Annotated in this window: 13 protein-coding genes and 3 tRNA genes; 12 read left to right on the top strand and 4 right to left on the bottom strand. The window is 70.4% G+C overall.

The annotated features are described in order from the left end of the window. Positions 1-13: 13 nt before the first annotated feature. The 8 genes from DJ021_RS16110 (at position 14) to DJ021_RS16075 (ending at position 7,351) form a co-directional block, all read left to right on the top strand. Positions 14-1,234 carry an LL-diaminopimelate aminotransferase gene (locus DJ021_RS16110; RefSeq protein ID WP_111458510.1) on the top strand — a complete coding sequence of 407 codons (1,221 nt, stop codon included), beginning with the start codon at positions 14-16 and terminating at the stop codon, positions 1,232-1,234. 14 nt (positions 1,235-1,248) lie between these two features. Continuing rightward, entirely contained in the window at positions 1,249-2,538 is a 1,290-nt protein-coding gene (locus DJ021_RS16105; protein WP_111459145.1) for a homoserine dehydrogenase, read from the top strand. 55 nt (positions 2,539-2,593) lie between these two features. Further along, entirely contained in the window at positions 2,594-3,547 is a 954-nt protein-coding gene (glpX, locus tag DJ021_RS16100) for a class II fructose-bisphosphatase (RefSeq protein WP_111458509.1), read from the top strand. Positions 3,548-3,672: 125 nt separating this feature from the next. Beyond that, the gene (gene recJ, locus DJ021_RS16095) at positions 3,673-5,472 is read left to right on the top strand and encodes a single-stranded-DNA-specific exonuclease RecJ (protein WP_111458508.1); all 1,800 of its coding nucleotides are present in this window, start codon (positions 3,673-3,675) and stop codon (positions 5,470-5,472) included. Positions 5,473-5,536: 64 nt separating this feature from the next. Further along, positions 5,537-5,611 (top strand) — tRNA-Glu (locus DJ021_RS16090). A 143-nt stretch (positions 5,612-5,754) separates the two neighbouring features. Next, positions 5,755-6,366 carry a cold-shock protein gene (locus DJ021_RS16085; RefSeq protein WP_111458507.1) on the top strand — a complete coding sequence of 204 codons (612 nt, stop codon included), beginning with the start codon at positions 5,755-5,757 and terminating at the stop codon, positions 6,364-6,366. Positions 6,367-6,390: 24 nt separating this feature from the next. Further along, complete coding sequence (locus DJ021_RS16080; protein WP_111458506.1) at positions 6,391-6,915, top strand: DUF192 domain-containing protein; 525 nt, start codon at positions 6,391-6,393, stop codon at positions 6,913-6,915. 10 nt (positions 6,916-6,925) lie between these two features. Beyond that, positions 6,926-7,351 carry a PaaI family thioesterase gene (locus DJ021_RS16075; protein ID WP_111458505.1) on the top strand — a complete coding sequence of 142 codons (426 nt, stop codon included), beginning with the start codon at positions 6,926-6,928 and terminating at the stop codon, positions 7,349-7,351. Here the strand turns inward: DJ021_RS16075 and DJ021_RS19300 are convergent. Then, the gene (locus DJ021_RS19300; protein ID WP_279386494.1) at positions 7,348-7,482 is read right to left on the bottom strand and encodes a hypothetical protein; all 135 of its coding nucleotides are present in this window, start codon (positions 7,480-7,482) and stop codon (positions 7,348-7,350) included. The two genes, DJ021_RS16075 and DJ021_RS19300, sit on opposite strands and share 4 nt — an antisense overlap. Positions 7,483-7,623: 141 nt before the next feature. Between DJ021_RS19300 and DJ021_RS16070 the strand changes: the two genes are divergently transcribed. The 3 genes from DJ021_RS16070 to DJ021_RS16060 all read left to right on the top strand — a co-directional run bounded on the left by DJ021_RS16070 (position 7,624) and on the right by DJ021_RS16060 (position 8,125). Continuing rightward, positions 7,624-7,700 (top strand) — tRNA-Pro (locus DJ021_RS16070). Between the two features lie 27 nt (positions 7,701-7,727). Further along, positions 7,728-8,036 carry an ETC complex I subunit gene (locus DJ021_RS16065; RefSeq protein WP_111458504.1) on the top strand — a complete coding sequence of 103 codons (309 nt, stop codon included), beginning with the start codon at positions 7,728-7,730 and terminating at the stop codon, positions 8,034-8,036. A gap of 12 nt (positions 8,037-8,048) precedes the next feature. Then, positions 8,049-8,125, top strand: a tRNA-Arg gene (locus tag DJ021_RS16060). Positions 8,126-8,132: 7 nt separating this feature from the next. Here the strand turns inward: DJ021_RS16060 and DJ021_RS16055 are convergent. The 3 genes from DJ021_RS16055 to metC all read right to left on the bottom strand — a co-directional run bounded on the left by DJ021_RS16055 (position 8,133) and on the right by metC (position 11,248). Then, entirely contained in the window at positions 8,133-8,999 is an 867-nt protein-coding gene (locus DJ021_RS16055; protein WP_243626055.1) for a kinase, read from the bottom strand. A gap of 22 nt (positions 9,000-9,021) precedes the next feature. Beyond that, positions 9,022-10,023, bottom strand: coding sequence for an SDR family oxidoreductase (locus DJ021_RS16050; protein WP_111458503.1), 1,002 nt, complete (start codon positions 10,021-10,023; stop codon positions 9,022-9,024). Between the two features lie 61 nt (positions 10,024-10,084). After that, positions 10,085-11,248, bottom strand: coding sequence for a cystathionine beta-lyase (gene metC, locus DJ021_RS16045; RefSeq protein ID WP_111458502.1), 1,164 nt, complete (start codon positions 11,246-11,248; stop codon positions 10,085-10,087). A gap of 82 nt (positions 11,249-11,330) precedes the next feature. On the opposite strand from metC, the gene DJ021_RS16040 reads away from it, so the two are divergent. Beyond that, positions 11,331-12,431, top strand: coding sequence for an amino acid ABC transporter substrate-binding protein (locus tag DJ021_RS16040; protein WP_165837244.1), 1,101 nt, complete (start codon positions 11,331-11,333; stop codon positions 12,429-12,431). The last annotated feature ends 75 nt before the right edge of the window (positions 12,432-12,506 follow it).

The raw sequence follows: 12,506 nt of genomic DNA, 5'->3' as shown, positions 1-12,506 counted from the left end.
TAAGAGCTCTACAATGACCCCCGAATTCCACCGTATCCGTCGCCTCCCGCCTTACGTCTTCGAGGAGGTCAATCGCATCAAGGCCCGCCTGCGCGCGCAGGGGGTCGACATCATCGACTTCGGCATGGGCAACCCCGACATGCCGACGCCGAAGCATATCGTCGAAAAGCTGGTCGAAACCGCGCGCGATCCCAAGGCCGGCCGCTATTCGGCGTCCAAGGGCATTCCCGGCCTGCGCAAGGCGATGGCCGCCTATTACGGCCGCCGGTTCGGCGTGAAGCTGAACCCCGACACCGAGGTGATCGCCACCCTGGGCTCCAAGGAAGGCTTCGCCAACCTCGCCCAGGCGCTGACCGCGCCGGGCGACGTGATCGTCTGCCCGAACCCGGCCTACCCGATCCACGCCTACGGCTTCATCATGGCCGGGGGCGTCATCCGCCACGTGCCGGCGCCGTCGCCGGAGGAGTACCTGGCCGGCGTCAGCCGCGCGGTGAAGAACTCCGCGCCCCCGCCGAGCGTGCTGATCGTCAGCTATCCGTCCAATCCGACGGCGCAATGGGTCGACCTCGACTTCTACAAGGAAGTCATCGCGCTCGCGAAGAAGCACGAGATGCTGGTGCTCTCGGACATCGCCTATTCGGAGATCTACTTCGACAACAACCCGCCGCCCTCGATCCTGCAGGTGGATGGGGCCAAGGACATCGCCGTCGAGGTGAACTCGCTGTCGAAGACCTACGCCATGGCCGGCTGGCGTGTCGGCATGGTGGTCGGCAACGAGCGGATGTGCGCGGCGCTGGCGCGGGTGAAGTCCTACCTCGACTACGGCGCCTACACTCCGATCCAGGTCGCCGCGGCGGCGGCGCTGAACGGGCCGCAGGACTGCGTCGACGAGATCCGCGCCACCTACAAAAGCCGGCGCGACACGCTGATCACGTCCATGAAACGGGCAGGTTGGGACATTCCCGCCCCCTCGGCGTCGATGTTCGCCTGGGCGCCGCTGCCGGAACAGTACAAGGAGGCGGGCTCGATGCTGTTCTCCAAGCTCCTGATCGAGGAGGCTGGCGTCGCGGTCGCGCCGGGCATCGCGTTCGGTGAAAACGGCGAGGGTTACGTGCGGATCGGACTGGTCGAAAATGAGCACCGCATCCGGCAGGCGGCGCGCAACGTGAAGCGCTTCCTGGCCAACGCCGACGAGATCCTCGGCCGCGCCCACAACGCCCTGGCGGCGCAATGACCGGCCGCGACTCAATGGCCGGCCAGGACTGGCGGATCGGCGTCGCGGGCCTGGGCACGGTGGGCGCAGGGCTCCTGACCTTCCTGGCGGACCGGCCCGGGTTCGCGCCGGCCGGCGGCCGGGCGGTGGTGACCGGGGTCTCGGCGCGCTCGCGCTCGCGGCCGCGGCCGTTCGACATCTCCGGCCTGCCGTGGTTCGACGATCCGGTCGCCCTGGCGACGTCGCCGCAGATCGACGTCTTCGTCGAGCTGATCGGCGGCTCCGACGGCCCGGCGAAGGCCGCGGTGGAAGCCGCGCTTTCCGCCGGCAAGCCGGTGGTCACCGCCAACAAGGCGCTGATCGCCGAGCATGGCGCCGAGCTAGCGGCCCTGGCCGAATCGAAGGGCGCGCCGCTCCTGTTCGAAGCCGCGGTGATGGGCGGCGTGCCGGCCGTGAAGATGGTCCGCGAGGCGCTGGTCGGCGACGACATCAAGTCGATCGCCGGCATCCTCAACGGCACCTGCAACTACATCCTGACCGAGATGGAGGCCACGGGCCGCTCGTTCGCCGACGTGCTCGGCGAGGCCCAGCGCCTGGGCTACGCCGAGGCCGACCCGACCATGGACGTCGGCGGCTTCGACGCCGCCCACAAGATCTCCATCCTGGCGGCGCTGGCCTTCGGCTGCGCCCCCAACTACGCGGCCGCCGAGATCGAGGGCATCGAGCAGGTCGAGCTGCTGGACATCCAGCTCGCCCGCGACCTGGGCTACCGGATCAAGCTGGTGGCCTCGGCGGACCGCTCGCCGGACGGCGTGCTGGTGCGGGTGCATCCGTCGCTGGCGCCGCTGGCGCATCCGCTGGCGCAGGCCGGCGGCGCGCTCAACGCCCTGTTCATCGAAGGGGCGCGGGTCGGCCGGATCTTCCTGCAGGGTCCGGGCGCGGGCGCTGGCCCGACCGCCGCGGCGGTCGCCGCCGACATCGCCGACGTGATGACCGGCGCGGTGCGGCCGGTCTTCCAGGCGCCGGCCGCCTCGCTCAGCCCGTTCACCCCGGTGGACCCCTCCAAGAGCGTCGGCCGCGCCTTCCTGCGCTTCCTGGTGAAGGACGAGCCCGGCGTCATTGCCGCGGTGTCGGAAACCTTGGCCGAGGCGGGCGTTTCCATCGAGAGCTTCCTGCAGAAGCCGGTGGACAATGCGGACGGCGTGCCGATCGTGCTGACCACCCATGCGGTGGCCGAATCCGTGCTGAAGGCTGCCATCGAGCGGATCGCGGGCCTCCCCGCGGTGCTCGACCGGCCACGACTGCTGCGCATCGCGCGCATCTGAGATTGCAAAGAAAACGCGCCGACCAATGGCGCCCGACGGCGGGAGACGCTTGAAGATGAGTTCCGAAGTTCTGGACCGGGGCCTTGTGCTCGACGCGGTCCGTGTGACCGAGATCGCCGCCATCGCCGCCTGGAAGCTGGTGGGCCGGGGCGACGAGAAGGCCGCGGACCAGGCCGCCGTCGACGCCATGCGCACGGCGCTCAACGACCTCGACATCGACGGCGAGATCGTCATCGGCGAGGGCGAACGCGACGAGGCCCCGATGCTCTACATTGGCGAGAAGGTCGGCAAGGGCGGCAAGGTCAAGATCGACATCGCCCTCGATCCGCTGGAGGGCACCACGCTGACCGCCAAGGCGATGGCCAATGCGCTCGCCGTGATGGCCTGGGCGCCGAAGGGCACCATGCTCAACGCCCCCGACACCTACATGGACAAGATCGCCTGCGGTCCCGGCTATCCGCAGGGCGTGATCGACCTCGACAAGACACCGGCGGAGAACGCCCAGGCGATCGCCAAGGCCAAGGGCGTGCCGGCGGACGAGATCACGGTATGCGTCCTCGACCGCCCGCGCCACGCCGACATCATCGCCAGCCTCCGTTCGGTGGGCTGCCGCATCTACCTGATCACCGACGGCGACGTGGCCGGAGTGATGAACACCGCCGACCCGAGCACCGGCGTCGACCTCTACGTCGGTCAGGGCGGGGCGCCGGAGGGCGTTCTGGCCTGCGCGGCGCTGAAGTGCGTCGGCGGCCAGTTCCAGGGCCGCCTGGTGTTCCGCAACGCCGACGAGCGCGCCCGCGCCGCCCGCGTCGGCATCACCGACCTCGACAAGAAGTACGACCTGCATGAGATGGTCCGTTCCGACGCCATCTTCGCCGCCACCGGGGTGACCGACGGCGCCTTGCTGGACGGGGTGAAGTTCAAGAACGGCTTCGTCGAGACCCACACCCTGGTGATGAACTCCGCCACGCGCACCGTGCGCGAGGTGCGGATGAAGCGGCCCGTCTGACCGCTTCGCCGTCCGGCGTCCGTTCCTGACGCACCCTGCGGCTATTCATCCGGAACCAGCGCCGGCTAGCGACTCGGCCGGCGCGGGCGGATAGTGCGGGCGTTTCATGGGGGTGGCGAAGGCGGATGGCGGACGGCGACGCCCAGCTCGGATATCTCGGCGTGGCGCGTTCGCTCTCCGGGCGGATGTGGCGCGAGCGCCTGGCCGACGCCGACCTCACCCGCAGGCACCAGCTCAGCCTGGGCCTCTCCGAGCCCCTGGCCCGGGCGCTGTCCGCCCGCGGCGTCGCCCATGAGCACGGGCCCGACTATCTCAATCCGACCCTGAAGGCGCTGTTCCCGGACCCCTCCAGCTTCATGGACATGGACCGCGCCGCCGCCGTCCTGGTGGACGCGCTGGAGCGCAAGCGCCCGCTGGTGGTGTTCGCCGACTACGACGTCGACGGCGCCTCGTCCGCGGCGCAGCTGGTCCGCTGGTTCCGGGCGCTCGGCTACGAGCTGCCGATCTATGTCCCCGACCGGATCACCGAGGGCTACGGCCCGTCGCCGGCCGCCTTCCGCCGCCTGAAGGCCGAGGGCGCGGAGCTGGTGATCACCGTCGACTGCGGGGCTGCGGCCCACGACGCCCTGGCCTGCGCCGCCGAGATCGGCCTGGAGGTGGTGGTGATCGACCACCACCTGATGCGCGGCGACGAGATCCCGAAGATCGCCGCCCTGGTCAATCCCAACCGGCCGGACTGCGTCTCGGGGCAGGGGCACCTGGCGGCGGCCGGCGTCACCTTCGTCCTGCTCGCCGCCCTCAACCGCGAGGCCCGCCGGCGGGGCCTGTTCGCCGGGACGCCCGAGCCCGACCTGCGCCAATGGCTGGACCTGGCGGCCATGGGCGCGATCTGCGACGTCACCCAGCTCACCGGCTTCAACCGCGCGCTCGCCGCCCAGGGCCTGAAGGTGATGTCCGCCTGGCGCAATCCGGGCCTGAAGGCCCTGCTCGACGTCGCCAAGAGCCAGGGCCCGGCCTCGGTCTTCCATGTGGGCTTCATCCTCGGGCCGCGGATCAACGCCGGCGGCCGGATCGGGCGCGCCGACCTGGGGACGCGGCTGCTGTCCACCGACGATCCGGAGGAGGCGAGGGCGCTGGCCGAGGAGCTCGACGCCCTCAACGCCTCGCGCAAGGAGGTCGAGCGCGAGGTCACCGAGGCGGCGATCGCCAACATCGAGCGCGAGAGCAACCAGGGCGAGGCCCCGATGCTGCTGGTGGCCGCCGACGGCTGGCATCCCGGCGTCATCGGCATCGTCGCCGGCCGCCTGCGCGAGCGCTACCGCAAGCCGGTGATCGTGGTGGGGGTCGACCGGGCCGCCAACGTCGGCAAGGGCTCCGGCCGCTCGCAGCCGGGGGTGAACCTCGGCCGCGCCGTCCAGGCCGCCTTCGAGGAGGGGCTGCTGCTGGCCGGCGGCGGCCACGCCATGGCCGCGGGCCTGTCCGTGCGCCCCGACACCATCCCAGAGCTGCGCGCCTTCCTCTGCGAGCGGCTGGCCGGCGAGACCGAGGCCGCCGCGGCGGTGGACGGCCTCGACATCGACGCCCTGGTCACCACCGGCGGCTGCGACCGCGCGCTGTGGCAGGATTTCCAGCGGTTGGCCCCCTTCGGCCCCGGCAATCCGGAGCCGGTGTTCGCCGCCGCCGACGTCCGCGTCGAGCGGCCGATGGCGCTGCGCGGCGGCCACGTGCGCTGCACCCTGGTCGACGGCTCGGGCGGCAAGCTGAAGGCGGTGGCCTGGCGGGTGGAGGACTCCGAGATTGGCCGGCGGCTGATGACCGAGGGCGGCGCGGTCCACGTGGTCGGCCGGCTGAAACCCGACGATTGGCAGGGCCGGTCCGGAGTCGAGTTCGAGATCGACGACGTCGCCGATCCGCGCCGAGCGTGAGCGTGGCGAGAGGCTCTTGCACCCCTCTCGGAAGGCCGATATAGAGCCGCCCTTCGCGTCACGCGGTCCCTTCGTCTATCGGTTAGGACGTCAGGTTTTCAACCTGAAAAGAGGGGTTCGACTCCCCTAGGGACTGCCACGCGTCTGCCCCGCCGATAGGTGCGCCATGCGCCTCCGCGGGCGCGCGCCATAAATCCCCATTGACGACGAGCCTGTTACGCGAACAGTGTTATAGTTGGCTCTTTTCCGATGCCGATCGGGGGTAACGGGGCCGAGGGGCGCATGGCTGGTTACGATTTCGAGCAGGTGGATACGCAGGCCCTGGCCGTGCGGATCACTGGTCACGTCAAGTGGTTCGACGCGGGCAAGGGCTATGGCTTCATCGTTCCGAGCGATCCCAGCCAGACCGATTTGAAGGACGTGCTGCTGCACGTGACCTGCCTGCGCAACTCGGGACGCGAGAACGCCCTCGAAGGCTCCCTCATCACCTGTGACGTGGTCCGCCGGCCGAAGGGCTGGCAGGTGGCCGAAGTCGTCGAACTGGACGAGAGCGTCGCCACTCCGCCCGCCGAACGCCGCGGCCGCGACGCCGAGGGCCCCCGCCGCGAACGCAGCGACGGTTTCGGCAGCGGCGGGCTCATCGCCCGTCCGCCCCGGCGCGCGGCTTCGGCCTCCGGTCCGCTGGAGCGGGCGAAGGTGAAATGGTTCAACCGCACCAAGGGCTATGGCTTCGTGGTCCGCGACGGCGAGCCGGGCGACATCTTCATCCATATCGAGACCCTGCGCCGGTCTGGTATGGAGGACCTGCAGCCGGGCGAGGACGTCATGGTGCGGTTCGCCGAAGGTCCGAAGGGCCTGGTGGTCGCCGAGATCGAGTCCTCCGGCCTGGCCTGAGGTTCGGCGCGGAGTTCGTCCAGAGTGTCCCACAATCCGATCGGCCGGCGCGGCCTCCTGGCGCTCGCAGCGTCCCTGGCGCTGTCGTCGGCCGCCCTGTCGCCCGCCTTCGCGGCGGGCCTGCCGCGCCAGGATCCCGCCCACTGCCGCGGTCAGGCCGAGCTTCGGCCGCTGCAGCCGCTGGTCCTGAACACCGCGCGCGGGCCGCAGGCCTTCATGGTCGAGTTCGCCGACACCGACCCCACCCGCGAATACGGCCTGATGTGCCGCAAGCAGCTCGCCGCCGACCGCGGCATGCTGTTCGACTTCAAGAAGCCGATGCAGGGCGTCGCCTTCTGGATGCGCAACACCCTGATCAGCCTCGACATCGTCTACATCCGGCCGGACGGGACCGTACTGTCGATCGCCCGCAATGTCCCGCCGCTGGACGAGAGCCTGGTGCCGGCCGGCGGGACGATCCGTGCGGTGCTGGAGCTGCCGGCCGGCCGCGCCGCACAGATCGGTCTCCTGCCGGGCGACAAGGTGGGCCACCGGATCTTCACGCGATGAGCGCCGCCCAATGAGCGCCGACGACGCGATCCCGCCGCCGCCGGAGGGCTTCGTCCGCTCGGAGGGACGCGGCCAGTTCTCCACCCACAACGGGCCCTATTTCCACAAGCCGGGGGATGAGGCGGCCGAACAGGCCTTCTTCGCCCTGTCGCGCCACGCCAACGGCCTGGGCCTGGTGCACGGCGGCATGCTGTCGGCGTTCATGGACGGGCTGCTGGCCTCGGCGGTCTACAAGGGCGTCCGCCGCACGGGGCTGACCATCCACCTGTCGATCGACTTCCTGCACATGGCCCGGGTCGGCGAATGGGTGATGGGCGAGGCGCGGATGACGCGGGCCACCCGCGATGTCGCCTTCGCCGAGGGCCGCGCCTATGTCGGCGGCCACGACGTGGTCCGGGCCTCCGGCATCTTCAAGCTGATGGGACGGGAGCGTTAGCCCAGCGTCGCCTTGGCGACGAAGGCGGCGATCAGCACCAGGCCGCTGCCGATCAGCATCAGGCGAACCTTCTCGCCGTGGCGGTCCCAGAATTTGGCCCGCGCGCGCTTCTTGCGCTGCGCCGTCCGCAAGCGGCGTTCCGTCATGTTTCCCCACCCGATGTCGTTTGCCGACCATGCCGGGCGCGGGCGGGGGCTGTCCAGTCCATGCAGGTTGCAGGTGGTCCGTTGCCGAAAGCCGAAAACGCTTATATCGCAAGGCGCCGGCGTCCTCGGGGCGTAGCGCAGCCTGGTAGCGCATCTGCTTTGGGAGCAGAGGGTCGCAGGTTCAAATCCTGCCGCCCCGACCACGCGCCGGCTTAGATCTGAGGTATCGAATGCTCGCGCGCATCTTTCGTCCGTCCAAGACCGCCATGCAGTCCGGCAAGGGCAAGACCAAGGAGTGGGTCCTGGAGTTCGAGCCGAAGGACGCGCGCAGATCCGATCCGCTGATGGGCTGGACGCAGACCAGCGACACGGAATCGAGCCAGGTGCGGCTCGCCTTCGACACCAAGGAGGAGGCGGTCCGCTACGCCGACCAGCACGGCATCGCCTTCCAGCTGATCGACCCCAAGCCGGCGAAACAGATCATCAAGGCCTATGCGGACAACTTCGCCTTCGGCCGTAAGGTCCCCTGGACGCACTAGAGCCCCTGACGGGCGCCCGTAGCTCAACTGGATAGAGCACCTGCCTTCTAAGCTGGTGGTTGCAGGTTCGAGCCCTGCCGGGCGCGCCAGGTCAGATCAGTCCAGCGGGACTTCGGGCAGCGGCCGCCGCGTCTCGTCCAGCTGCACCACCCAGCGGGCGCGCTCCGGCATCTCCGCCAGGATCCAGCGGGTCAGCCGCTCGTAGTGGGCGATAAAGCGGGCGACCTCGGCGTCGGACATGCCCTGGCCGGTGCGCGCGCGCAGCTTGTGCTCCTGCTCCGTGCGCCAGACGAGGACGGTCTCGAAGCTGGGCGCCTTGAGCATGATCAGCTCCTGGTAGCGGGCGAACAGCTCCTGGTAGGGGCGGTCGAGTTGGTCGTTGACGTAGGTGCGCCAGACGGCCTGCGGATCGTCGTCCCGCTCCAGGTCGTTGACCGGCTGGCGCAGCGCCGCCGCGCCCTGGGCTACGGCGCCCACGCACCAGCCCTCGAACAGCACGATGTCGACGGGCGTGGCGACGGTCTCCCAGCCGCCACGCGGACGGCGGTTGTCGGTGGCCTTGTCGAAGGAGGGCAGGGCGACGCGGCCCTTGATGCGCAGCTGGTCCAGCACCGCTCCGGCCAGGCGGATGTCGTGGGTGCCGGGCGGGCCGCGGGTCGCCAGCAGCGGGTGGACGTCCCTGGCCAGCTGCTCGCGCGCCGCCTTCGGCAGGTAGAAGTCGTCCAGCGACAGGGCGACGGTGGAGAGGCCCCGTTTTTCCAGCAGCCGCTTGGTCACCGCCACGATGGTCGACTTGCCGGAGCCCTGGGCGCCGCAGATGCCGAGCGTCAGCGTTCGCCGGCGGACCTGGCGCAGGCGCGCGGCGCGGGCCGCCAGCGGCTCGCAGACCAGCTCCACGGTCTCCCGGAAGCTCTCCGGCAGCGCCTCGGCCTTCATGAAGTCGTCGAGCCAGTCAGCCTTCACGTCGCCCCTCGTGGGGGCGTCGTCAGCCCCCGCTGTAACCGCCCAGAATCGGCAGGATCTCCCCAGTGATAAAGCTGGAGGTCTGCGCAGAGGCCAGGAAAACGTAGGCCGGGGCGATTTCCTCCGGCTGGGCCGGCCGCTTCATCTCGGTGTCGGCCCCGAATTGCGAGGTCCGCTCGGGGTCCTTGTCGGCCGGATTGAGGGGCGTCCAGACCGGGCCCGGCGCCACCACGTTCACCCGGATGCCCTTGGGGATCAGGTGGGTCGAGAGCGAGCGGGCGAAGGCGTGGATGCCGCCCTTGGTCATCGAATAGTCCAGCAGGTCCTTGTTGCCCATGAGGCCGGTGACCGAGCCGGTCATCAGGATCGCCGAGCCCGGGGGCATGTGCGGCACGGCCGCCTTGGCCATATGGAAGTAGCCGTAGAGGTTGGTCTTCAGGGTGCGGTCGAAGTGTTCCTCGGTCAGCTCCTCCAGGTCGTTGACGTGCTCCTGGAAGGCGGCGTTGTTGACCAGGATGTCGAGCTTGCCGAGCTCGCGCACCGTGCGGTCCACGGCGTGCCGGGCGAACTGCGGATCGGCCACGTCGCCGGGCAGCAGGATGGCGCGGCGGCCTTCCTTCTCCACCGCCTGTTTGGTCATCTCGGCGTCCTCGTGCTCGTCGAGATAGGCGATGGCGACGTCCGCCCCCTCGCGGGCGAACAGGGCGGCGACCGACCGGCCGATGCCGGAGTCGGCGCCGGTGATCAGCGCCACCTTGTCCTTCAGCTTCTCCGAGCCCTTGTAGAACGGCGCGTCCCACATCGGCTGCAGCTCGAGCTCGGCCTCGAGGCCGGGCTTCTTCAGGTGCTGCCTGGGGAAGGGCGGGGCGGGATACTCGCGCGCGCCGGCCTGCATGGGCCGATCCTCGCCGTCCTTCTTGGGCGCGAAGGAGCGCTCCTCCTTCGCGTCGATCTCCTGCTGGATTTCGCGTTCCGCCTGTGCGGCGCGTTCGGCTTCCTGGCGGAAGTCCGGTTCGCTGGTCATGGCCGGTCCTCGTCGTGGTGGAGTCCGCGAGGCAATCCGTCAGGGCGCCGAGAGTTCCCGCCTAGCTCCGCGAAGCCGCGTAGACCGCCAGCGCGCCCCGCAGGTCGGCGATCAGGTCGTCGGGGTCCTCCAGGCCGATGTGCAGTCGGATCAGGGGCCCGCCGTAGTCGCGGGTGAAGGCGCGGCTTTTCAGCTGCGGATCGCAGGAGATCGCCAGGCTTTCGAACCCGCCCCAGGAAAAGCCCAGGCCGAACAGCGTCAGGGCGTCGAGGAAGGCGTTCACCGCCGTCTCCGGCCCCGGCCTCAGCGCAAAGCCGAACAGGCCGCAGGCGCCGGTGAAATCCCGCGTCCAGAGCGCGTGGTCGGGACAGCCGGGCAGGGCCGGGTGGTAGATCGCGGCGACCTCCGGCTGGTCGCGCAGCCAGGCGGCGACGGCCAGGCCGCTCGCGCCCTGGCGGGCCATCCGCGTCGGCAGGGTCCGCAGGCCGCGCAGCATCTGGTAGGCGTCCTCGCCGGACACCGCCCAGCCGAGGTCGTGCACCCCGTCGCCCAACGCCCGGACCAACGCCGGGTCCCGCGCCGCGGCCGAGCCCATGAAGATGTCGGAATGGCCGCCGACGTATTTGGTCAGCGCCTGGAGCGACAGGTCGATCCCGTGCTCCAGGGGCTTGTAGATGTGGCCGGCGCCCCAGGTGTTGTCGGTTGCGGTGAGGAGGCCGCGCGCCCGGGCCAGTTCGGCTATGCGGGTCAGGTCCTGCATCTCGAAGGTCAGCGAGCCCGGGCTCTCCATCAGGATCAGCCGGGTCGCCTCGCCGGCGTCGGCCACCAGCTCCTCCGGCGAGGTGCGCGGGTCGAAGTAGCGCACGCCGACGCCGAAGCGCTTCAGCACCCGGTCGCAGAACCGCCGGGTCGGCTTGTAGATGTTGTCGACGACCATAACCTCGTCGCCGGACTTCAGCACCGCCAACAGGGCGCCGGTCAGGGCCGCCAGGCCGGACGGGTAAAGCGCCACGCCCGCCGCGCCCTCCATCTCCGCCAGGGCCGCCTGCAGGGCGTCCTGGGCGGCCAGTCCCTGCCGGCCGTAGGTGACGTGGCTCTCGTCGTCGTACAGCGCCTCGGCGTTCGGCAGCAGCACGGTCGAGCCCTTCTGGATCGGCGGGCCGACGGTCTTGGCCAGCGCCTTCGGCGTGGTCCCGGCGCGGATCAGGCGGGTTTCATCGGCCATGTGGGGTTGCGGGCTCTGGCGACGCTGGCGAAAGTGCCGGCCGCACTTACAGCCCTACCGTTTCCCCGATCAAGGAGCAGGGATGATCAGGCGCCTCGCGGCGACGGCGATCTTGATGCTCGGCCTGACCGCCTGCGAGGCGCGCCAGCCGCCGGTCGCCGTCGACAAGCCTGCGCCCGCCGCCTCCGCCCCGGCGGCCGGTCCGGCCTACAAGCGCGCCCACAGCCCGACGCTGGCCGCGGTGCGCAAGCGCGGCTACCTCGCCTGCGGGGTCAATCCCGGCCTGCCGGGCTTCGCCCTTCCGGACGTGCACGGCCAGTGGCGGGGCTTCGACGTGGACATCTGCCGCGCGGTGGCCGCCGCGGTGCTGGGCGACGCCAACAAGGTGCGGTTCACGCCGGTCACCGCCCAGGACCGGTTCGGGGCTTTGCAGCAGGGCCGGATCGACATCCTGTCGCGCAACACCTCCTGGACCTTCGCCCGCGACGCCGGCCTCGGGCTCGATTTCGCGGCGGTGACCTACTACGACGGCCAGGGCTTCCTGGCGCGCAAGTCGCTGGGCCTGGCCAGCGCCGAGGAGCTGTCGGGCGCCCGCATCTGCGTGCAGGCGGGCACCGCCAGCGAGGGCAATCTCGCCGACTACTTCCGGGCCCGCGGCCTGAACTACAAGCCCGTCGTCATGGACTCCGAGGAGGAGGCCCGCCGGCTCTACGAGAACGACGGCTGCGACGCCTTCACCGCCGATGTGTCGGCGCTGGCGGCGGCCCGCTCGGTGCTCAACAATCCCAACGCCCACGCCATCCTGCCGGACGTGATCTCCAAGGAGCCGCTCGGCCCCGTGGTGCGCCAGACCGACCCCGCCTGGACGGACATCGTCCGCTGGACGGTCTACGCGACGGTGCTGGGCGAGGAGCTCGGGCTGACCTCGCGCACCGTCGAGCAGGCGCGCGAGACCGCCTCCGACCCGGAAACGCGGCGCCTGCTGGGCGTCGAAGGGGACCTGGGCCCGCTGCTGGGGCTCTCCAAGGACTGGGCCTTCCAGGTGATCCGGCAGGTCGGCGCCTATCACGAAATCTTCCAGCGCGACGTGGGCCAGGACTCCGGCCTGAAGCTCGACCGGGGCCTCAACGCCCTGTGGAACGCACCGAAGCCCGGGCTGCTCTACGCGCCGCCGATGCGCTAGGCCAGAGCGGCTGCGCCGTCCCCATGCCGGCTTCAAAGGCTGGCTCAGCCACCAAAGGTGTCGTGTCGTTCGTTT

The sequence above is a fragment of the Phenylobacterium hankyongense genome, assembly GCF_003254505.1.
GTDB classification, from domain to species: domain Bacteria; phylum Pseudomonadota; class Alphaproteobacteria; order Caulobacterales; family Caulobacteraceae; genus Phenylobacterium; species Phenylobacterium hankyongense.
The sequence above is the reverse complement of the archived record's forward strand: the minus strand, read 5'-3'. Positions and strand labels throughout refer to the sequence as shown.

Coding starts and splice junctions, on each gene's coding strand:
- DJ021_RS16110 (WP_111458510.1), top strand. CDS start 14: ATGACCCCCGAATTCCACCGTATCCGTCGCCTCCCGCCTTACGTCTTC.
- DJ021_RS16105 (WP_111459145.1), top strand. CDS start 1,249: ATGGCCGGCCAGGACTGGCGGATCGGCGTCGCGGGCCTGGGCACGGTG.
- glpX (WP_111458509.1), top strand. CDS start 2,594: ATGAGTTCCGAAGTTCTGGACCGGGGCCTTGTGCTCGACGCGGTCCGT.
- recJ (WP_111458508.1), top strand. CDS start 3,673: ATGGCGGACGGCGACGCCCAGCTCGGATATCTCGGCGTGGCGCGTTCG.
- DJ021_RS16085 (WP_111458507.1), top strand. CDS start 5,755: ATGGCTGGTTACGATTTCGAGCAGGTGGATACGCAGGCCCTGGCCGTG.
- DJ021_RS16075 (WP_111458505.1), top strand. CDS start 6,926: ATGAGCGCCGACGACGCGATCCCGCCGCCGCCGGAGGGCTTCGTCCGC.
- DJ021_RS16065 (WP_111458504.1), top strand. CDS start 7,728: ATGCTCGCGCGCATCTTTCGTCCGTCCAAGACCGCCATGCAGTCCGGC.
- DJ021_RS16050 (WP_111458503.1), bottom strand. CDS start 10,023: ATGACCAGCGAACCGGACTTCCGCCAGGAAGCCGAACGCGCCGCACAG.
- metC (WP_111458502.1), bottom strand. CDS start 11,248: ATGGCCGATGAAACCCGCCTGATCCGCGCCGGGACCACGCCGAAGGCG.
- DJ021_RS16040 (WP_165837244.1), top strand. CDS start 11,331: ATGATCAGGCGCCTCGCGGCGACGGCGATCTTGATGCTCGGCCTGACC.